This window comes from Flavobacterium sp. (assembly GCF_013823965.1).
GTDB lineage: Bacteria > Bacteroidota > Bacteroidia > Flavobacteriales > Flavobacteriaceae > Flavobacterium.
Genome location: NZ_PNNA01000101.1, coordinates 54461 through 76088, shown reverse-complemented (window position 1 = coordinate 76088; position 21628 = coordinate 54461). Strand labels below are relative to the sequence as shown.

Here is a 21628-nt window from a genome sequence, read left to right as displayed (position 1 = left end):
TGCAAACGTACTATAATGAAACCAAAAAAGCAATATTCTTACATTAGAATATTGCTTTTTATAAAAAATAATGAATATAATTTATTTAATGCCAAACAAACCGTGATTTTTATTGGTAATATGACAAAAACTTTCTTTGCAATTCGTTATAATTGAAAAAAAACTCTAAAGTGTTGAGGTCTTTTTTTTGTTTTGTTATTTAATACTAAACAACCCTTCCGGTTTATTCTCGATTTGGTTAAAACGCTCCGTACATTCAGCAATGATGGCCAATGCTTCACCCAAGTCTCCCCAACCTTCAACATCGACACTTTTGTTTTCAAGGTCTTTGTAAACTTGAAAGAAATGCTCAATCTCTTTCAATAAATGAGGATTGATATCGGATAAATTATTCAAAGAATTCCAAATGGGATCCGAAACTGGGACACATATAATTTTTTCGTCAGGTCCTTTGTCGTCGGCCATGTGGAAAACACCTATTGGCTTTACTTGCATGACACATCCCGGAAATGTTGGCTCGTTTATTAAAACCAAAACATCCAATGGATCGCCGTCCAATGCCAATGTTTCTGGAATAAATCCGTAATCTGCCGGATACATCATCGACGAGAACAACATTCTGTCGAAACGCATTCTTTTTATTTCGAAATCATATTCGTATTTATTTCTGCTTCCTCTTGGTATTTCTATAAGTACATCAAAAGATGTTAAATCTGCTTTGCCCATTTTAGTGTCTATATTTATTGCCACAAAAATAGACAAACAATATCCTTTTACAATAAAAAAAGTAGTTTTATCTACGTATTACAGTTTATTGCGAATCAATAAACTACCGTCCTATTTCTTTTTTTCAAATAATAATGCCACAATAAAAATGTTGCGGCTGACCGATAAGGACTCCATTTTACAACATAGTTTTCCATTTCTTGTTTGTTATGAACATTGAGCAACTCCTTTATGGTATTGACTACGGCAACATCTCCCAGCGGAATGATGTCCGGTGCTTGAAGTGAAAACATCAAATATACATCGATGGTCCAGTTGCCAATTCCCTTGATTTTGATTAATTCCTCCCGAACTTGTTGCGAAGATTTGGTTGCCAGACTTTCTATATCAATTTCATTGTGAATTATCGAATGGGACAGCGCCTTGATGTAGGACGCTTTTTGTCGGCTTACGCCAATGTTTCTATACTCTTCATCTGAAATACGCAACAGAAATTCCGGTTGAAAATTTATTTCTTTGGCTTTGAGTTTGAGAAAAGTGGCTTTGGCTGAATCAATCGAAACTTGTTGTTCCAAAATCAAAAGCACCAAAGTTTCAAAACCTTGCGGACGCTTTGGAATTATTGGCATTCCATATTTTTCGACAATATGTTTGAAAACAGCGTCTATTTTGAAAAGATGTTGAATGGCTTGTTGCATAATTTCGTTTTTAGCCTTGACAGAAATGGAAACCTTACTTATTTACAGCAAGATTGGCTTCTAAAAATAAAAACCTAACGAGACTTTTACCGCAAATTTACTGGCATCCGGCATTTCGAGATAATTTCCTCTCCACGAAAAGTCAACACGAAAAAACTTGAAGATATTCCCAATTCCTGCGCTGTATTCCCAATACACTTTTTCGGGCGCATTGTAAACCAATCCCGAAGCATTTATCGCCCTGTTTTCATCCGAAACCGTTCCATAAACTGATTTCACGCCAATATTTTCACGCCAATTTAATTTTCGCATAAACGGAATTCTGGCAAAAAATCGTCCTTGAAAATCGTGATCCCACTTCAAAGTAACGTATTGATCCGTTACAAATTCGTAGTATTTAAGATTGCTGAACGTATTTGTAATGTCGAAAATGGATTGGTTTCCCGGCACAATACTCATTAATCCCAGCGGAATGTAACCGAATGTTTTTCCCATTTCGACAGTGATGTTTGATCGCCCCAATGGACCAATAATTATGGGTTGTTTGTAATATAATTGCAGTTTTTTGTAGTTAAAATCACTGGAAAACAACCCTTTGAACCCTTGGCTGTAGGTTACAAAAAGACTGGTAAAAGGACTGTCTGCATAATCTCTTTCGACTCCATAAGCTATTGTTTTCCTGTTTGGCGTGTATTCAACCTGCAAGTTCACTTCGGATTGTTTTACTTCACTTTTTACAGTTGTTTGAGATAAATCCGTGTAATAATCCAAACTAAATGCCGGCGTGGCCGATAGCAAAGTTCGGTAAGAAATTCCCGTTCCAAAAGTGAGGTTTTTTACGGGTTCTATTTCTACTTGAATATTACTCAAATTGACGTTGGTCAATTTTTCGTTGCTTCCAAATGTCAACAGTCCCGAAGAAGCATAATTACGACCCAAAACATCGTTGGTTGTTGTCAGGGAAGCACCAACTTGTTCAATATCCCGGCGGTTTCCGGCTGATATAATGATTCTTTTTTTCTTTTCGACCATCCATTTTCCGGTAAGTCCGTATTTGAATTTATTATCATTGAACCCATACGCGAGGTACGATTGCAATCGCCAAGGATCGTTTGGTCCAAAATAAGTTCGCACTCCAGCTCGCAAACGCAATCCCTCGACAACATTTTTTCCAACAACCGAATATAGGGAACCAAAATCAAAATTTCCATAATTAATGTAGCCACTGTCCAATATTTCGACCAAGCTGTATATTTGCTTGAATTTCTTGACGGTTTGCAAGGTGTCGAGCATTTTATATACGCCTTTCTCGTCTTTGGTCAGGTTTTCGAAACGATTTTCTTCCCAATATTCTTCTGGTTTATTGTAGATTTCTTTGTCTAAATAATTGACCTCATCCTTATAAAATTTCTCGGGTTTTGGGATATTGAATTTATGATTTTGGTAAAAAGTGGTTCGTTTTCCGTAAACGCCTTTGGATTTTTCTTTTTTGTTCAAGGCAAAATCGGTCATCATGTAATCCTTGGTCAAAAGAAAAACGGAATCGTTCATTACTTCAAATTCCTGCTCGATATAAATGTCTTTTACCCAGTTGATATTGGCGCTTTTGGTGGCTGCCATATTGATGTTTTTTAGGGCAAAAGTGGTGTCACTCACCCAAAAATCGCCTTTGAAAGTCAATTCGTTTTTACGTCTTGGATAAAAAACAATGTTGTAACACCATTTATTATCAACGTAGGAACTGTCTCTCAACACATAATTATAAACGTCAACTCCTGTTGTGGATAAAGGACTTGTAAAACTTTTGTCAAAAAAAGTGATGTGATTGTCATAAACATCAAAATCCGAATACAAATCGTTTACAAAAGACAAAATTTGCTGGTTTCCATTAAATCCCGAGGTTTTATTTGCTTTTGTTTTTTCTTTGACCTTCTTTAATTTATTGTCTCCATAAACATCCGACAAGGCCTCGTTTATAAAAATGGGCAAATAGGTTTTTCCCGTAATTTTTGACGTGTCTACTTGATTGAAAATAAATTCCATTCCTTTGAAAAGTTTCTTTTTCATGTAGGCCGTGTCAATGGTATTCAAGTCGAATTCTATTTTTTCGTACTTTTCCATTTGGTATTGGGCAAACAGATGCAAACCATTTTTTCGTCTTCGTTCCCAAATCTTTTTCAGAATATCAAGTGCCGGATTATTCTTTTTAGAGGTTTTCCCCCTAAATACAACCACTTCTTTCAAACTCTCGATTTCCCGTAATTGAATTTTAAGATTATAATTGACTGCTTTTTCCAATTCGATTTCCCTGTCGGAAAATCCCACTGAAGTAATTACGATTGTTTGATACGTTTTTGGGGATTCTAAATAAAAAATTCCGTCTTCATTGGACACTACACCTTCATTGGAATTTTTGAAAGCTATGTTGGCAAACGGGACAGGTTTATTGGATTTGTCCACAACAACTCCGCTAACTTTTGTCTGGGCAAAAAAAGCGTTTGATGTGGCAAATAAAACGAATAAAAGAAGTAATATATTTTTTTTCATAATCAAAAAAACTTCATCGAATTTAGAATTCTGATGAAGTTTCAAATATAGTTAATTCGATAAAAAATTAATTTTAAAGTTCCGAAACAGAAAAAATTTAAAATCAAAAATTATTTTTTATACAATACTTTTTTTACTGCTTTTACAACGTCTTCGGCATTTGGCAACCATTCTTTGAGCAATACCGGTGAGTAAGGCGCTGGAGTGTCGGCAGTAGTGATACGTTGTATTGGAGCATCAAGAAAATCAAAAGCACGTTCTTGAACCATATAAGTAATCTCGGAAGAAACGCTTGCAAAAGGCCAAGCTTCCTCAAGAATTACCAATCTATTTGTTTTTTTAACCGAAGCCAAGATTGTTTCGTTATCCATTGGACGAACGGTTCTCAAATCGATAATTTCACAAGAAATTCCTTCTTTGGCCAATTCATCGGCAGCGATGAAAGCTTCTTTGATAATTTTTCCAAAAGACACAATTGTAACATCGGTTCCTTCACGTTTCACGTCAGCAAGACCAATAGGAATCGTATATTCTCCATCTGGCACTTCGCCTTTGTCGCCATACATTTGTTCTGACTCCATAAAAATAACGGGGTCATTGTCACGAATCGCAGATTTTAAAAGCCCTTTGGCATCATAAACCGTTGATGGAACAATCACTTTAAGACCCGGAGTGTTGGCAAACCAGTTTTCCAACGCTTGTGAGTGCGTGGCTCCCAATTGTCCCGCAGAAGCGGTTGGTCCACGAAAAACGATAGGAATGTTAAATTGACCTCCTGTCATTTGACGCATTTTGGCAGCGTTATTTATAATTTGGTCAATACCAACCAAGGCAAAATTAAAAGTCATGTATTCCACAATCGGTCTGCAACCATTCATTGCCGAACCTACCGCAATTCCGGTAAAACCAAGTTCTGCAATTGGAGTGTCAATTACTCTTTTTTCGCCAAATTCGGCAAGCATTCCCTTAGAGGCTTTGTAGGCACCGTTGTATTCGGCAACTTCTTCACCCATTAAGTATATCGACTCGTCGCGACGCATTTCTTCACTCATCGCTTCGCAAATAGCCTCTCTAAATTGTATCGTTCTCATATTTTTGGTTTCTGTGTAATTTTCGAAAGGCAAAAATAAATATTTTATACCACTTAAAAGCATAAATTTTGTTTAAAATAACAAGGAACTTCCCAATAGCCACTCGAGCTGTTAGGCAACATCAAGGCCCAAAGCACGGGAAGCCGATTCTATGAGAATGCGAAATCGTAATAGTTTGTTTAAAATATTATGCACGCATAGTATATTATTCGGATTATTTATTATAATTTTGTGAAACCAATTTAGAAAAAAATCCAAATTATGAAAATATTAGTTTGCATCAGTCACGTTCCTGATACTACTTCAAAAATTAATTTTACCAATGATGATTCCCAATTTGACACTAATGGAGTTCAGTTTGTAATCAATCCAAATGATGAATATGGCTTGACTCGTGCCGTTTGGTTTCAAGAGCAACAAGCCGCAACGATTACCGTTGTCAATGTAGGTGGACCGGAAACGGAGCCAACTTTAAGAAAAGCACTGGCCATTGGCGCCAACGATGCAATTCGAGTGAATGCTAATCCAACGGACAGTTTCTTTGTTGCCAAACAACTTGCCGAAGTGATAAAAAACGGCGCATACGACCTTGTGATTGCCGGTAAAGAATCCTTGGATTATAATGGCGGAATGGTTCCCGGAATGATTGCCGGAATTCTGGGCTATAATTTTCTAAATGCTTGCACCGAAATAAACGTAGACGGAACAAACGTAAAAGCCATCCGCGAAATTGACGGCGGAAGAGAAGCCGTTTCAACAACGTTGCCCCTAATCATTGGAGGACAAAAAGGATTGGTGGAAGAAAAAGATTTACGCATACCGAACATGAGAGGAATTATGACCGCCAGAACAAAAACATTGACCGTGGTAGAACCCGTTGAGGCTTCAATAAACTCCAAAGCCGTGAAATTCGAAAAACCTGCACCAAAATCTGCCGTGAAATTAGTCGCTGCCGACAACTTGGACGAATTAATCAATTTATTACACAACGAAGCAAAAGTAATTTAAGATTTTAGATTGCAGACAGCAGTATAAAATCGCATCTAAATCGTTAATTTAAAATACAATATCAATCAAGTTTTTAGTTTCCAGATTCTGAAATCTGAAATCTAAAATCTGCAATCTAAAATCATTATGTCAATATTAATACATGCAGAATCCGTAGAAGGAAAATTCAGAAAAGTAGCTTTCGAATTGGCTTCTTATGCAAAAAAAGTAGCCGAATCATTAGGAACAACCGTTACAGCCGTAACCATAAATACCACAGATGTTTCGGAATTATCAAAATATGGAGTGGACAAAGTTTTGAAAGTAACCAATGACAAACTATCTGGTTTTTCGGCAAAAGCCTATGCCGATGTCATCAAACAAGCCGCCCAAAAAGAAGGTGCCAAACTGGTTTTGCTTTCTTCAACCACTGACAGCATTTATCTTGCACCATTGGTTGCCGTTTCGTTGGAAGCTGGTTTTGCCTCGAATGTGGTGGGATTGCCCGTGAGCACTTCGCCTTTTCAAGTAAAAAGAAATGCCTTTTCAAACAAGGCTTTCAATATTACCGAGATTGACACTGACGTGAAAATTCTTGGCTTGGCCAAAAACTCTTACGGCATTTTCGAAAGTGCTTCCAATTTGACCGAAGAAGATTTTAATCCAACTATTGGAGACAATGATTTTGGAATAAAAGTGGAATCCGTGGAAAAAGTTTCCGGAAAAATTTCCCTTGCCGATGCCGATATCGTGGTTTCTGGAGGTCGTGGATTAAAAGGCCCTGAAAACTGGGGAATGATTGAAGAATTAGCCGAAGTTCTAGGAGCTGCAACAGCTTGTTCCAAGCCGGTATCCGATTTAGACTGGAGACCTCATTCAGAACACGTTGGCCAAACAGGAAAACCAGTCGCCTCAAATTTATACATTGCCATTGGAATTTCGGGTGCGATTCAACACATTGCGGGAATCAACTCCTCAAAAGTAAAAGTGGTCATCAATACAGATCCGGAAGCACCTTTCTTTAAAGTTGCCGACTATGGAATTGTTGGAGATGCTTTTGATGTCGTGCCTAGATTAACCGAAAAACTGAAAGCCTTTAAAGCGTCGCATTCTTAAATATAGCATTCGCCCAAAAATATAGCTGCCACAAACAAGATAATCGTATCTTTGCTTGTGGCAGCTTTTTTGTCTCGCGTTTTTTGATTAAAATTGCATTTTTATTTTACACTCAAAGCAAAAATTCGTAAATTTAAGACACTATGTACTTTTCAACTCTTCAATTATGAGCTTAGTTAAATTATCCATAAAAGGAATTTCTTACAGTCAAACCCAAAACGGAGCATATGCCTTGATTTTAAATGAGGTTGATGGCGAAAGAAAGTTGCCTATCGTTATTGGTGCTTTCGAAGCTCAATCCATTGCCATTGCATTGGAAAAAGAAATAAAACCACCACGTCCTTTGACCCATGATTTATTCAAAAATTTTGCAGAACGTTTCGATATTGTAGTAAAACAAGTCATCATTCACAAGTTGGTCGACGGGGTTTTTTACTCCAGCATCATTTGTGAAAGAGATAAAATCGAAGAAATAATTGACGCCAGGACATCCGACGCCATTGCGTTGGCTTTGCGATTTAATGCTCCTATTTTTACTTATAAAAACATTTTGGACAAAGCCGGTATTTACTTGAAGGCAAATCCATTGGACGCTGATAAAGGTTCACAGGATTTAGACGACGTGCTTTCGAACCCTGAAACTTTTGGGTTGGGAGAAGAAAGCAATAAATCTGGCGAAACCTATACAAAAAACAGCTTGCAGGAATTAAACGAATTGCTGGATCAAGCCGTAAGCCACGAAGACTATGAAAAGGCAGCTAAAATCAGGGACGAAATTTCGAGAAGACAATAATACCAGTTGCAGAAACAAGATTAGAAAACAGAAAACAACCATAAGAACGAACAGATTGTTTCGTTCCTCGCAATGACATGAAACAATACCTAGACTTAGTAAAACACGTTTTAAAAAACGGAAATCAAAAAGGAGATCGAACAGGAACAGGAACAAAAAGCGTTTTTGGTTACCAAATGCGATTTGATTTAGCAGAAGGTTTTCCAATGGTGACCACGAAAAAATTACACCTCAAATCAATCATACACGAATTGCTTTGGTTCTTGAAAGGCGACACCAATATTAAATATCTTCAAGAAAATGGCGTGAAAATTTGGGACGCATGGGCTGATGAAAACGGCAATTTAGGCCCCATTTACGGACACCAATGGCGCAACTGGAACAGCGAGGAAATTGACCAAATCACTGATCTTATCAAAGAATTGAAAACCAATCCAAACAGCCGAAGAATGCTGGTTTCTGCATGGAATCCTGGCGTTTTACCGGACACTTCGATATCATTTGCAGAAAATGTGGCCAACAATAAAGCAGCTTTGCCTCCTTGTCACGCTTTCTTCCAATTCTATGTTGCCGACGGAAAATTGTCATGCCAATTGTACCAAAGAAGTGCCGATATTTTTCTTGGAGTACCTTTCAATATCGCTTCTTATGCCCTGTTCACCATGATGATTGCCCAAGTTTGTGATTTGGAAGCCGGCGAATTTATCCACACTTTTGGCGATGCCCATATTTACAACAATCATTTTGAGCAACTCGAATTGCAATTGTCGCGCAAACCAAAATCATTGCCAAAAATGATTTTGAATCCTGCCGTAAAAGACATTTTCGAATTTACTTATGACGATTTCACGTTAGAAAATTACGAACCGCACGACTCGATAAAAGGAAGTGTTGCTGTGTGATTTTTGCTCAACAGTGCATATTTTTTACCTTATTCTCCTAAATTCTTAAAGGAACAATAGATGTCAACTTCAGTTTCTGACTGTTTGTAATAGCAAAAATAAAAGCTAGATTATAAAGTCTGCTTTAATCCATAAAAACAAAAAATCCGCTTTTCAGCGGATTTTTTACTTATTATTATACTTCTAATACTCCATTTTCGGCTCCTGCAAAATCGTTCCATTTGAAAGAATCTGCTTCCGGTTCGTTGACATAAGCACCGTCAACAATATACTTAAATTCATAAACAGCATCTTTTGGCAAATCAAAAACGCCTTTGAAAGTGCCATTTTTTAATTTTGACAATTCTCCTTCTGCTGGGTTCCAATTATTGAAATCTCCTACAACCGAAGCTGTATTTGCTTCTTTGGCTTCAACCGAAAATGTAACTTTACAAACTGGTTTGGTTTTTACAAATTGTTTTTTTATTGCCATAACTATTTCATTTTTAGATTTATGGGACAAAGAAAATATTTTTTTTTGGACATTCAACATTTAGTGTCAATTTTTATGACTATACCAACAACACTAGTAATTTTAAGGCTTATTCATAAAAATAATTGATAAAATTTATACATTCCAAACCACGAAACGCTTTCTCTTGGAATAATCTTGGATCAAAATAATGGAAATTCAAAATAAATTTTATCTTTATAATCAAAATCATTCACTATGGAAAAAGGACAACACGAACTATATGAATATGCCAGAAAAAGAATAAACCAAAAAAAATCACTCTTTTTTCATTTGGTCTTGTTTCTTTTAGGAAGTATATTTTTGGCTGTTGGCAATTATTTTTTAGTTTTTGGACTTACGGCAAATTGGTCTATTTGGGTAATTACGGCATGGCTTTTTGTCCTGATCATGCATTTTATAAAAGTGTACATAACAGATTGTTTTATGAACAAAGACTGGGAAAGAGAACAAATAGAAAGACTGATTGCGCTGCAACAAAAAAAAATAACCCAATTGCAAACGAAAGTAGAAAATGATTTTCCAAACCTAACCTCAACAGAAAAATGATAATTATGATTGCGGCAGTCGCCGAAAATAACGCTCTAGGAAAAAATAATGATTTGCTTTGGCATTTGCCCCTTGACTTCAAACGTTTCAAGGAAATCACTTCAGGACACCATATCATTATGGGAAGAAAAACTTTTGAAAGTTTCCCAAAACCTTTACCTAACAGGACTCACGTAATTGTTACACGACAAAAAGATTTTACGCACGACGGCTGCATCGTGGTTCCAAATGTTGAAAAAGCCATAGCCGTTTGCCCCACAGAGGAAGACTTATACATTATAGGTGGCGGCGAAATTTACACGCAATCCATCCATTTAGCAGACCAACTTGACATCACCCGTGTCCATCATTCGTTTGAAGCTGATGTTTATTTCCCGGAAATAAATCCTGAAATCTGGGAATTAGCTTCCGAAATATTTAATCCAAAAGATGAAAAACACCTTTATGATTATACCTTTCAAACATTCGTCAGGAAAAAATAAAAATCTAACGACAGGATCTTACGGATAAAAATGCAACAAGAAACGAAACGCTTAATTCAACCACAGATTTATTAAAAAAACTTTAAAAAAATTCTGCGAATCTGCGGTTAAACATTTATTATCCAAAAATCTAGTTTACCTTTGCTAAAATTTTAAAAAATGTCAAAGAATATCACTCCATACAAAGACTCCACTTTAAGCAAAAAAGAACAAGTAGCATCAATGTTTGACACCATTTCCGGTAATTACGATAATCTTAATAGGGTTATTTCTTTTGGAATTGATGTAAAATGGCGCAAAAAAGTTTTGCAAATGGTAGCCAAAACCAATCCTAAAACCATTCTGGACATTGCGACTGGAACGGGAGATTTGGCTATTTTAATGACGCAAACCAAGGCCGAAAAAATTATTGGATTGGACATTTCGGCTGGAATGCTCGAAGTGGGCAAGAAAAAAATTGAAGAAAAAAACCTGTCCAACACTATCGAAATGGTTTTGGCCGATTCCGAAAACATGCCTTTTGAGGACAATTATTTTGATGCCATCACGGTTGCTTTTGGCGTTAGAAACTTCGAAAATCTGGAAAAAGGATTGGCAGAAATTTTGAGAGTCTTAAAGCCAAATGGCGTTTTTGTCATTTTAGAAACGTCGGTGCCGGACAAAACTCCTTACAAACAAGGCTATAATTTTTACAGCAAAAATATTTTGCCAATCATTGGAAAATTATTTTCAAAAGACAATGTTGCTTATGGCTACCTATCAGAATCTGCGGCGGCTTTCCCTTATGGCGAAGCCTTGAACAATATTTTGAAAAAAATTGGGTTTATAAATGTAGTTGCTTTGCCGCAAACATTTGGCGTGGCAACAATTTATTCAGCTTCCAAGAAATAGTATGAGAAAAATAGTCGTCTTGATTTTATTCAGCATTGCCATAAAAGGACAGGCGCAAAATCCCAATAAATTATTTGGCAGGGACCCTATCATTAACTTGGAAAATTTTCAAAAGCAACGACTGTATTTTGGTTTTTATCTGGGTTTCAATTCCTACGATTTCAAGATAGATTACAAAACGGTCAGTGAAGACATTCTTGTAAAAAAAAGCACGGGTTTCAACGTAGGTCTTGTTGCAAATTTGAAACTTCAAGAATACGTCAGTTTACGATTTGAACCCGGATTGTATTACACAACCCGGGATTTACAATATCCCTTAAGCTATTTCCCAACGACACCTACTCCTATGGATATGCTTAGACAAGTTAATAGTACTTACCTTCATTTTCCGTTATTGCTAAAGTTTTCCTCGCTCAGGACTGGAAATGTTCGACCCTATCTGTTGGGTGGAGTTTCGGCCACATTAAATTTATCGAGTAATTCGAAATCAATAGACGATAATTCTGAAAATCGCTTTAGGGTTAATCCTTGGACAACAAATTATGAAATGGGTTTTGGAATTGATATTTTTTCGGAATATTTTATTTTCTCGCCTTCCATAAGAGGCGTTTTTGGACTTAAAGACGAATTAATTCGAGACAATGACCCCAATAGTCCTTGGACAGGAAACATTGAATCAATGAAATCTAGGGCGGTATTTGTCAATTTCACGTTCCACTAGTAAAAAAGTTGGCAGATTTGAACTTTAGGACAATCTTCTAAATTCGCTCAAAATAATTGCCGTGGCCGTGGCGACATTCAAACTTTCTGTTTTTTGAAGTGTCCCAAAACGGGGAATGGTCAGCCTGTTTTTAATTAATCTTTCCAATTCTGGCGAAATCCCATTGGCTTCATTGCCCATGACAATAATGCCTTCTTGGGGCAAATCAGTTTTATAAATGTTGTTTCCGTCCATAAAAGTTCCGAAAACGGCTAATTTGGTTTTGTCGATAAATGATTCCAAATCCACATAATTGACGTTGACCCTGGCAATGGAGCCCATTGTGGCTTGAACCACTTTTGGATTATAAATATCAACCGTTTCTTTCGAACAAATTAATTGTTCGATGCCAAACCAGTCGCACAATCGCAAAATGGTTCCTAAATTTCCGGGATCACGAATGGAATCCAGTGCAAGAATCAATCCTGATTCATTGGTTTTTTTCTCGCTGGGGATTTTAAAAATTGCCAAACAAGTATTTGGCGTTGCCAAAGCACTGATTTTTTTTAAATCATTTTCAGAAATTATCGTTTTTTTGTCATTCGAAACTTCCTCAAAATCATTTTGGGTCGTGTACAAATGAACCAATTCAAAATTTGATTCCACCAATTCTTGAATTACCTTTATGCCTTCAGCAAAAAATAATTGGTTGATTGATCGATATTTTTTTTGTTGTAAACTCGTTATAAGTTTTATTTGGTTTTTACTAACCATAAAAAATGTACTTTTGAATTAAATATTTCAGACCATTTGAAAAAGATTAGCACAAAAATAGCAACATTTATTTTAATAGGAATAATTATCTCGGCTTGCGACACTGTAAAACGTGTCCCGGACGGAAAACAGCTACTAACCAAAAATGAAATCTTGGCCAATGACAAAACCGTGAAGAATGATGATGTCATTAATCAATTGTATCAAAAACCAAACAGTTCCATCCTTGGTTATCGATTGCGATTGAACTTATTCAACATTGCCAAACCAAAGCCAGATTCATCCTATAAAGCCAAATTTATCAATAATCCCGGCAAGTATGAAAAACAATCCAAATGGCTGTCAGCAAAACAAGTGGATCGACTTGGGCAATCTTTTTGGTACAAGGGGATTCACGAATTCTTGAAAAAAACCGGCGAAGCTCCCGTAATTATTGACACGATAAGAACCAACAAATCGATTTCGAGATTAAAATATTATTATTTCAACAATGGTTTTTTTGGCGTAAAAGCCAATTATAAATTAGACAGCATAAGTGCCAAAAAAGCCAAAATAAAATATACCATAACTACTGGGAATCCCTATTTTTTAGATTCTTTGAAGACTACAATTTACACTCCAGCATTAGATTCAATGTACCAGGCAACCAAAGCCAATTCTTTATTGAAATCTGGAAATCAATATAAAACAGAAGATTTTGACAATGAAAAAAATAGAATCACCACTCATTTCAGGAACAATGGCGTATATAATTTTCAACCTAATTACGTAACGTTTGACATCGACACCCTAAATACTAAAAACAAGGCCAACATAAATTTAAAAATAAACAACTATTCCATTCAAGAAAATGACTCTACCAGAACAGTCCCTTTCAAAATATACAAAATAAGCGATGTGAATATTTATACCGATTATTCGGCAACAAACAGCAACGATAAAATTACGGACAGCACAACCTACAATAATTTTCATTTGTACAGCCATGAAAAATTAAAATACAAACCACGAGCCATAACCGATGCGGTGTTTATCACAAAGGGAAGTTTATTTGCCGATTTTAGAACCGTTTTGACCACACGTTACTTGAATAATCTCAAGATTTTTAACTATCCAACCATTCTTTACGAAATGGACAAAAGAGACACAACTGCCCAATCCTTGATAGCCAAAGTCTATCTGTCCCCTCGAAAAAAATACAGTTTGAACACCACATTTGACGTGACTCATTCCAACATTCAAACTTTCGGGATTGCTGGCAGTGTCACGGAAAGCATTAGAAACATCTTTAGTGGAGCCGAAACACTCGAAGTTTCAGCACGAGGCAACATAGGTTCTTCAAAAGATTTAGCCAATCCGGACAGCCAATTTTTTAATGTATTGGAATACGGAATTGATTTAAAACTAAATATTCCTCGAATTTGGTTTCCTTTTTCAACCGAAAAAATTATTCCCAAAAGCATGATTCCGTCCACACAACTGTCGACGGGATTGTCGACCCAGAAAAATATTGGGTTAGACAAAGAGAATTTTACCGCCCTATTGGCTTACAATTGGACTCCTAAAAAAAACAATACTGCCCGTTTTGACCTCTTTAACATGCAATATGTACGAAATTTGAACCCGAAGAATTATTTCAATGTCTATGAATCGTCCTATGATGCCTTAAATAAAATTGGAAGAGTCTACAACACAAACCCCGACTGGGCTGACAAAGACACTGGCGATTTAAAAATTGAAGAAGGAACTTCAGGATTTACCAATGCCGTTTTATCGAACAATACGGCTTTAATTCCGGCTGACCAAGCTTACATGGACGTTAACAGCATTGAAGAACGAAGGATTCGACTTACTGAAAACGACTTTATTCTGGCCACAAATTACACTTTTTCTAAATCTACCAGAAACGACTTGAAAGACAACAACTTCTACCTTTTTAGAACAAAAATTGAAACTGCGGGCTCTTTTTTATCATTGGTTTCAAACGCAGCAAATTTGCCTAAAAATGCCAATGGGAATTATAAAATTTTTAATTTAGAATATTCAGAATACATAAAAACTGAATTCGATTATATCAAATATTGGGATTTATCCAAAGAAAAAGTATTGGCCTTTAGATCTTTTTTTGGAATTGCCATTCCATACGGAAATTCAAAAAACATTCCATTCTCCAGAAGTTATTTTGCTGGAGGTTCTAACGACAACAGGGCATGGCAACCTTACCGTTTAGGTCCAGGAAGCAGTGGTGCCGTCAATGATTTTAATGAAGCCAACATGAAAATTGCCCTAAGCACCGAATTTAGATTCAAAATATTGGGCAGTTTAAAAGGAGCCCTATTTGCCGATGCAGGCAATATTTGGAATGTGCTCGATGATGTGACTGACGAAAAAGCACGGTTGAACAATCTAAGTGATTTAAAAGAATTGGCCCTAGGCACTGGATTTGGTTTGCGTTACGATTTTAGTTTTTTCGTGGCCCGATTAGATTTAGGGTTTAAAACGTACAATCCAGCCAATGAAATTGATAAAAGATGGTTCAACGATTACGATTTCGGTAATTCTGTATTTAATTTTGGAATAAATTATCCATTCTAATGCTAATTAATTCTTATTTTTGCAGTCGGAAAAACAACAAAATAAAATAAACAACAAAATAAATTACAATGGCACACAATATCAAACCGGGCGTAGCTACAGGAGATCAAGTTCAAGAAATTTTCAATTATGCAAAAGAAAAAGGGTTTGCACTTCCGGCAGTTAACGTTACGGGATCAAACACCATAAACGGAGTTCTTGAAACTGCAGCTAAACTTAATGCACCCGTTATCATCCAATTTTCAAATGGTGGAGCACAATTTAATGCAGGGAAAGGACTTTCCAATGCCGGTGAAAAAGCAGCAATCGCTGGTGCAATCGCTGGCGCAAAACACATCCATACTTTAGCAGAAGCATACGGAGCAACCGTAATTTTACACACTGACCACTGTGCCAAAAAATTATTGCCTTGGATTGACGGATTATTGGATGCCTCTGAAAAACATTTTACCGAAACAGGAAAACCTTTGTTCTCTTCTCACATGATTGATTTATCCGAAGAACCTATCGAAGAAAACATCGAAATCTGTAAAGGATATTTAACTAGAATGAGTAAAATGGGAATGACATTGGAAATCGAACTAGGAATTACAGGTGGTGAAGAAGATGGCGTGGACAACTCTGATGTTGACAGTTCAAAATTATACACACAACCTTCTGAAGTATCCTATGCTTACGAAGAATTATCAAAAGTAAGCCCACGTTTCACAATTGCGGCTTCTTTTGGAAACGTTCACGGTGTTTACAAACCAGGAAACGTAAAATTGACTCCAAAAATCTTGAAAAACTCCCAAGATTACGTTCAAGACAAATTCAAAACGGGACCAAACCCAGTTGATTTCGTTTTCCACGGAGGTTCAGGTTCCACATTAGAAGAAATAAGAGAAGGTATCAGCTATGGTGTAGTAAAAATGAACATCGACACCGACTTGCAATTTGCATTTGCTGAAGGTATTCGTGACTTTATGGTAGACAACATTGATTACCTAAAAACTCAAATCGGAAATCCAACTGGTTCTGATGCTCCAAACAAAAAATACTACGATCCAAGAAAATGGTTGCGTGAAGGTGAGGTTACTTTCAACGCCAGACTGGAACAAGCATTTGCAGATTTGAATAACGTGAACACATTATAATTAACAATTGATAATTGACAATTAATAATAATCCATTGTCAATTATCCATTATCCATTAAATATATGGCTTGGTTTAAAAGAACAGCAAAAGGAATTACGACAGCTACCGAAGACAAAATGGATGTCCCAAAAGGACTTTGGTACAAATCACCTACCGGAAAAGTTATTGATGCCGAAGAATTAGCGCGAAATCTTTGGGTTAGCCCAGAAGATGGTTTTCACGTGAGAATAGGCAGCGCCGAATATTTTGAAATATTGTTTGACAACAATGAATTCATTGAATTAGACGCAAAAATGACTTCAAAAGACCCTTTGCAGTTTGTGGACACCAAAAAATATTCAGACCGTTTGAAAGACGTCATGGCTAAAACCAAATTGAAAGATGCGGTTCGTACAGGCGTTGGAAAATCAAAAGGAAAAGACTTGGTAGTTTGCTGTATGGATTTTGCTTTCATTGGCGGATCCATTGGTGCAGTTGTAGGAGAAAAAATTTCTCGTGCCATTGATTATTCCATCAACAACAACGTTCCTTTTGTAATGATTTCCAAATCAGGTGGAGCCAGAATGATGGAAGCTGCTTATTCATTAATGCAATTGGCAAAAACGTCCGCTAAATTAGCCCAATTGGCCGATGCAAAAATTCCTTACATTTCTTTATGTACTGATCCTACAACTGGAGGAACAACAGCTTCATATGCCATGCTTGGAGACATCAACATTTCTGAACCGGGCGCATTAATTGGTTTTGCAGGTCCTAGAGTCGTAAAAGACACTACAGGCAAAGATTTGCCCGAAGGTTTTCAAACTGCCGAATTTGTACTTGAACACGGTTTTCTGGACTTTATCACTCCTCGAAAAGAGTTGAAAGATTCCATCAATTTGTATATAGATTTGATACAGAATAACAATATCAGATAATTAAAATCCCGAGATAATCGGGATTTTTTTTTGATATCTCATTCTAAAAAAGCATCAAAAAAAAGCAAAAATTATAAATTTGTTTCTTGGATTACAAGCCAAGAAAAGCCGTGAATGCCTCACAATTAAATTTTTGGGGTCTTCGCGGCTTTTTATTTCCATCATACTCACTTTTTTAAGGAAATTTATCCAATATATTTTTAACATTTAACACTCAAAACGTGAAATAATTGCAAAATTTTCACTAAAATTGGCAGTTATTATATCAAACTAAATTTTATGCATTTGAATAGAATTACCTTCTTGTTTTTATTGTTGGGTTTGTGCGTTTTTGGACAACAAAAAATCACTGTTGAAGCCATTTTTAATGGTGAATTTAGTGCCAAAGGAATGGACAAACTCCAGTCCATGCAAAACACCAACCAATATACCGTCTTGAATTATGATCGAACTTCAAGAAACACGCAAATTGATTTATTCGATTTTGCAACCTTGAAAAAAGTCTCCACTTTAATCGATACTAAAAATCAGCCCAAGTTGACCGGTGGAATTCAAAGTTATTCTTTCAGTTCAGACGAAAAAATGATTTTGATTGCCAATAATACAAATTCTATTTACAGACATTCCTTTACAGCCGATTATTTCCTCTACAATATCGAAACCAAGGACCTGAGCAAGATTCTCGAACAAGTGCAAGAGCCTACTTTCTCGCCTGATGGAAAAAAAATAGCTTACGCCAAAGGAAACAATCTTTTCATCTATGACATCATTTCTCAATCTAACACCCAAATCACCACCGACGGAAGCAAAAACACCATAATCAATGGTATCACGGATTGGGTTTATGAAGAAGAATTTGCCTTTGTAAGAGCCTTCGACTGGAGCAAAGACAGCAAAAAAATAGCCTTCATTCGATTTGACGAAAGCCAGGTTCCAGAGTTTTCGATGTCGGTATTTGCAAAAGATTTGTATCCAAAAATAGAAACTTTCAAGTATCCGAAAGCTGGCGAAAAGAACGCATTGGTGTCTTTACACTTATACGACGTGGAAACAAAATCCACTAAGAATGTAGATTTGCGCCAATACAATGATTTTTATATTCCAAGGATAAAATGGACAAACGACGCCAATGTTTTATCTGCAAAAATACTGAATCGCCATCAGGACAATTTGGACTTGTTGTTTGTTGACGGAACAACTGCGGCAACAAAGGTGGCTCTGAATGAAAAAGACAAATCGTATATCGATTTTATCGACACTGACAATTTAACTTTCCTGAAAGACAACAGTTTTATTTGGACTTCTGAAAAAGACGGTTTCAACCACATTTATTTGTATGACAAAACCGGAAAATTGAGAAATCAAGTAACGAAAGGCAATTGGGAAGTGACAAAATATTACGGTTTTGACGAGAAAACCAAAACTATTTTTTATCAATCGGTAGAAAACGGTTCCATCAACAGGGGGATTTACAAAATTAACCTCGACGGGAAAAACAAAGTCAAGTTGTCCCAGAATACGGGAACCAATTCAGCCACTTTCAGCCCCAATTTTCAATATTTCATCAACTCCTTTTCGACGGCTTCCCAGCCAACGACTTATACTTTGAACGAGTCCAAAACAGGAAAACAAGTTCAAGTCATAGAAAACAACCAAACCCTCGCTTCAAAATTGAAATCCTACGAATTGCCTCAAAAAGAATTTTTCGTGCTAAAAACAGAAAAAGGAAATGAGCTAAATGCCTGGATTATGAAACCGAAGAATTTTGATGCCTCCAAAAAATATCCTGTTTTCATGATTCAATATTCAGGACCCGGCTCACAACAAGTCGCAAATCAATGGGGAAGTTCGAATGAATATTGGTTTATGATGCTAACCCAACAAGGCTACATTGTGGCTTGCGTTGACGGAAGAGGAACCGGTTTCAAAGGCGCCAATTTCAAAAAAATAACACAAAACCAACTCGGAAAATACGAGGTCGAAGACCAGATTGATGCCGCCAAAGTCATTGGAAACTACCCTTATGTAGATAAATCCAGAATTGGAATTTGGGGTTGGTCGTATGGCGGATTCATGTCCAGCAATTGTATTTTGAAAGGGAATGACGTTTTCAAAATGGCGATTGCCGTTGCTCCGGTAACCAATTGGCGTTTTTATGACAGCGTTTACACCGAAAGATACATGCAAACGCCGCAAGAAAACCCGAATGGTTATGACGATAATTCTCCAATCAATTTTGTCGACAAACTCAAAGGAAAATTTTTGTTGATCCACGGATCGGCTGACGACAATGTTCATGTACAAAATTCGATGCAAATGATGGAAGCCTTAATTCAAGCCAACAAACAATTTGATTCCCAAATTTATCCCGATAAAAATCACGGAATTTTTGGCGGAAAAACCAGAATTCAATTGTACAATAAAATGACTACTTTTATCCATGATAATTTGTAAAACATCATCAAATCGCGTGATGACTAATCTAAAACAAAAATAATTTACATCAATAACCTTAACCAAAATAAAAAAATGAGTGAAGCAGCAGTAAAAACAGCACATCCAAAAGGACTTTGGGTGTTATTTGGAACAGAAATGTGGGAACGTTTCAACTTCTACGGAATGCGGGCCATCTTGACATTGTTCCTTGTCAATTCATTAATGATGAAAGAGGAAGATGCTTCCTTGATTTATGGAGGTTTTCTGGGACTTTGTTACTTGACCCCGATGTTGGGAGGCTTTATTGCCGATCGTTTCTTTGGAAACAGAAACTGTATTTTATTGGGCGGCTTGATGATGGCCATTGGGCAATTTTTATTGTTTACCAGCGCCAGTGTTTTCGGAACAAATTTAAGTCTCGCCAATGCCTTGATGTGGTCTGCTTTGGGAATCATCATTTTTGGAAACGGATTTTTCAAACCCAATATTTCCAGTATGGTGGGAAGTTTGTACCCTAAACAAGAAAAAAGCAAACTCGATACTGCTTTCACCATTTTCTATATGGGAATTAATTTAGGTGCTTTCTTGGGTCAATTAATTTGTCCAATTGTTGGAGATGTTAAAGATGCTGAAGGAATTCGCGATATTCACGCATTCAAATGGGGATTTTTGGCAGCATCAGTAGCAATGCTTATTGGAACAGCCATTTTTTATGTTTTGAAAAATAAATATGTTGTCACTCCGGAAGGAAGACCTCTTGGTGGATTGCCATCTAAAAATGATTCGTCGGATTTTGAAGAAGGTGAATCTCAAAAAGCGGTTTTTTCTCAAAAAGCATTGATAATTGCCGGAATCATGTTCTTGGTATTGGGAGCGATAATCCATTTTGTTTTTGATCAAAATTTAATTTACACCTTGATTTATTCCAGTGGTTTAACATTGGCAGGATTAATTGTTTCTGATTCATCATTGACTAAAATTGAGCGAGACCGAATATTTGTAATTTACATTGTTGCTTTCTTCATCATATTCTTTTGGGCAGCTTTCGAACAAGCAGGTTCTTCATTGACTTTTATCGCGGATAACCAAACGGACAGAAATTTCTTTGGATGGAACATGCCGCCGTCAATGGTTCAAATTTTTAATGGATTGTTTGTAGTTGCTTTTGCTATTCCATTTAGCATGCTTTGGGATTATTTGAGAAGCAAGGACAGTGAACCTATTTCGCCTATGAAACAAGCTTTTGGCTTGGCTTTGATTGCGTTGAGTTATTTCATTATTGCCCACAACGTAAAAGATTTAGGAAACAGCGGATTGCTGGCCATCAAATGGTTGATTCTTTTGTATCTAATCCAAACTTGTGCTGAATTGTGCTTGTCGCCAATAGGCTTGTCATTGGTTGGAAAATTATCTCCAAAACGTTTTTCTTCCTTATTGTACGGAGTTTTCTTTTTGTCCAATGCTTCTGGTTATGCTTTAGCGGGAACTTTAGGTTCCATTATGCCGGCTACAGGCGATAAATTTGTTAAAGCCAAAGAACTTGGCATTGATTTGCAAGGCGTTTTAGACAAGACAATCACTCCTACTGCTGAACAATTAAAATTATTGGCAGCCAATCAAATTAGCGATCACAACCCCATTTTTGCGGGATTTGAAATTCACAATCTCTTCGAATTCTTTATGGTTTTTGTTGTTTTGACAGGAATTGCATCCATAATTTTGTTTGCATTGACTCCTTTCTTGAAAAAAATGATGCACGGCATTCGATAATATTT

19 protein-coding genes are annotated in these 21628 nt (G+C 36.6%); 13 read left to right on the top strand and 6 right to left on the bottom strand.

Features of this window, described 5'->3' with window-relative positions; translation table 11 throughout:
• Positions 1-195: 195 nt before the first annotated feature.
• The 4 genes from C0430_RS12335 to C0430_RS12320 all read right to left on the bottom strand — a co-directional run bounded on the left by C0430_RS12335 (position 196) and on the right by C0430_RS12320 (position 5125).
• A complete protein-coding gene (locus C0430_RS12335; protein ID WP_290870639.1) occupies positions 196-726 on the bottom strand; it encodes an inorganic diphosphatase in 531 nt (176 codons plus the stop codon).
• Between the two features lie 95 nt (positions 727-821).
• A complete protein-coding gene (locus C0430_RS12330; protein ID WP_290870636.1) occupies positions 822-1424 on the bottom strand; it encodes a DNA-3-methyladenine glycosylase 2 family protein in 603 nt (200 codons plus the stop codon).
• 60 nt (positions 1425-1484) lie between these two features.
• Positions 1485-3971: a DUF5686 and carboxypeptidase-like regulatory domain-containing protein gene (locus tag C0430_RS12325; RefSeq protein ID WP_290870633.1), complete on the bottom strand. Its 2487-nt coding sequence runs from the start codon at positions 3969-3971 to the stop codon at positions 1485-1487.
• A 110-nt stretch (positions 3972-4081) separates the two neighbouring features.
• Positions 4082-5125 carry a pyruvate dehydrogenase complex E1 component subunit beta gene (locus C0430_RS12320; RefSeq protein WP_290870630.1) on the bottom strand — a complete coding sequence of 348 codons (1044 nt, stop codon included), beginning with the start codon at positions 5123-5125 and terminating at the stop codon, positions 4082-4084.
• A gap of 198 nt (positions 5126-5323) precedes the next feature.
• On the opposite strand from C0430_RS12320, the gene C0430_RS12315 reads away from it, so the two are divergent.
• The 4 genes from C0430_RS12315 to C0430_RS12300 all read left to right on the top strand — a co-directional run bounded on the left by C0430_RS12315 (position 5324) and on the right by C0430_RS12300 (position 8860).
• Complete coding sequence (locus C0430_RS12315; protein WP_290870627.1) at positions 5324-6070, top strand: electron transfer flavoprotein subunit beta/FixA family protein; 747 nt, start codon at positions 5324-5326, stop codon at positions 6068-6070.
• 126 nt (positions 6071-6196) lie between these two features.
• The gene (locus tag C0430_RS12310) at positions 6197-7165 is read left to right on the top strand and encodes an electron transfer flavoprotein subunit alpha/FixB family protein (protein WP_290870624.1); all 969 of its coding nucleotides are present in this window, start codon (positions 6197-6199) and stop codon (positions 7163-7165) included.
• 166 nt (positions 7166-7331) lie between these two features.
• Complete coding sequence (locus C0430_RS12305) at positions 7332-7958, top strand: bifunctional nuclease family protein (RefSeq protein WP_290870621.1); 627 nt, start codon at positions 7332-7334, stop codon at positions 7956-7958.
• Positions 7959-8035: 77 nt separating this feature from the next.
• Positions 8036-8860, top strand: coding sequence for a thymidylate synthase (locus C0430_RS12300; RefSeq protein WP_290870618.1), 825 nt, complete (start codon positions 8036-8038; stop codon positions 8858-8860).
• Between the two features lie 175 nt (positions 8861-9035).
• Here the strand turns inward: C0430_RS12300 and C0430_RS12295 are convergent, their stop codons facing one another.
• Positions 9036-9332 (bottom strand): isoamylase early set domain-containing protein, encoded by a 297-nt coding sequence (locus C0430_RS12295; RefSeq protein WP_290870615.1) that lies wholly within the window; start codon positions 9330-9332, stop codon positions 9036-9038.
• Between the two features lie 237 nt (positions 9333-9569).
• Between C0430_RS12295 and C0430_RS12290 the strand changes: the two genes are divergently transcribed.
• From C0430_RS12290 to C0430_RS12275, 4 genes are all read left to right on the top strand, one after another.
• Positions 9570-9920: a 2TM domain-containing protein gene (locus C0430_RS12290; RefSeq protein WP_290870612.1), complete on the top strand. Its 351-nt coding sequence runs from the start codon at positions 9570-9572 to the stop codon at positions 9918-9920.
• Complete coding sequence (locus tag C0430_RS12285; RefSeq protein ID WP_290870609.1) at positions 9917-10402, top strand: dihydrofolate reductase; 486 nt, start codon at positions 9917-9919, stop codon at positions 10400-10402. Before C0430_RS12290 ends, C0430_RS12285 begins: the two co-directional genes overlap by 4 nt.
• A 159-nt stretch (positions 10403-10561) precedes the next feature.
• Positions 10562-11293 carry a bifunctional demethylmenaquinone methyltransferase/2-methoxy-6-polyprenyl-1,4-benzoquinol methylase UbiE gene (gene ubiE / locus C0430_RS12280; protein WP_290870607.1) on the top strand — a complete coding sequence of 244 codons (732 nt, stop codon included), beginning with the start codon at positions 10562-10564 and terminating at the stop codon, positions 11291-11293.
• A 1-nt stretch (position 11294) separates the two neighbouring features.
• Entirely contained in the window at positions 11295-12014 is a 720-nt protein-coding gene (locus C0430_RS12275; protein WP_290870605.1) for a porin family protein, read from the top strand.
• A gap of 24 nt (positions 12015-12038) precedes the next feature.
• Here the strand turns inward: C0430_RS12275 and C0430_RS12270 are convergent, their stop codons facing one another.
• A complete protein-coding gene (locus C0430_RS12270; protein WP_290870602.1) occupies positions 12039-12767 on the bottom strand; it encodes an RNA methyltransferase in 729 nt (242 codons plus the stop codon).
• 36 nt (positions 12768-12803) lie between these two features.
• Here C0430_RS12270 and C0430_RS12265 point away from each other — a divergent pair, with 36 nt between their 5' ends.
• The 5 genes from C0430_RS12265 (at position 12804) to C0430_RS12245 (ending at position 21623) form a co-directional block, all read left to right on the top strand.
• Entirely contained in the window at positions 12804-15362 is a 2559-nt protein-coding gene (locus C0430_RS12265) for a BamA/TamA family outer membrane protein (protein ID WP_290870600.1), read from the top strand.
• Positions 15363-15430: 68 nt separating this feature from the next.
• Positions 15431-16498 (top strand): class II fructose-bisphosphate aldolase, encoded by a 1068-nt coding sequence (gene fbaA / locus C0430_RS12260; RefSeq protein ID WP_290870597.1) that lies wholly within the window; start codon positions 15431-15433, stop codon positions 16496-16498.
• Positions 16499-16562: 64 nt separating this feature from the next.
• On the top strand, positions 16563-17417 hold the full coding sequence (accD, locus tag C0430_RS12255) for an acetyl-CoA carboxylase, carboxyltransferase subunit beta (protein ID WP_290870595.1): 855 nt from the start codon (positions 16563-16565) through the stop codon (positions 17415-17417).
• Positions 17418-17696: 279 nt separating this feature from the next.
• Entirely contained in the window at positions 17697-19871 is a 2175-nt protein-coding gene (locus C0430_RS12250) for a S9 family peptidase (RefSeq protein WP_290870592.1), read from the top strand.
• A 75-nt stretch (positions 19872-19946) separates the two neighbouring features.
• Positions 19947-21623 carry a peptide MFS transporter gene (locus C0430_RS12245; RefSeq protein ID WP_290870589.1) on the top strand — a complete coding sequence of 559 codons (1677 nt, stop codon included), beginning with the start codon at positions 19947-19949 and terminating at the stop codon, positions 21621-21623.
• Positions 21624-21628: the final 5 nt, after the last annotated feature.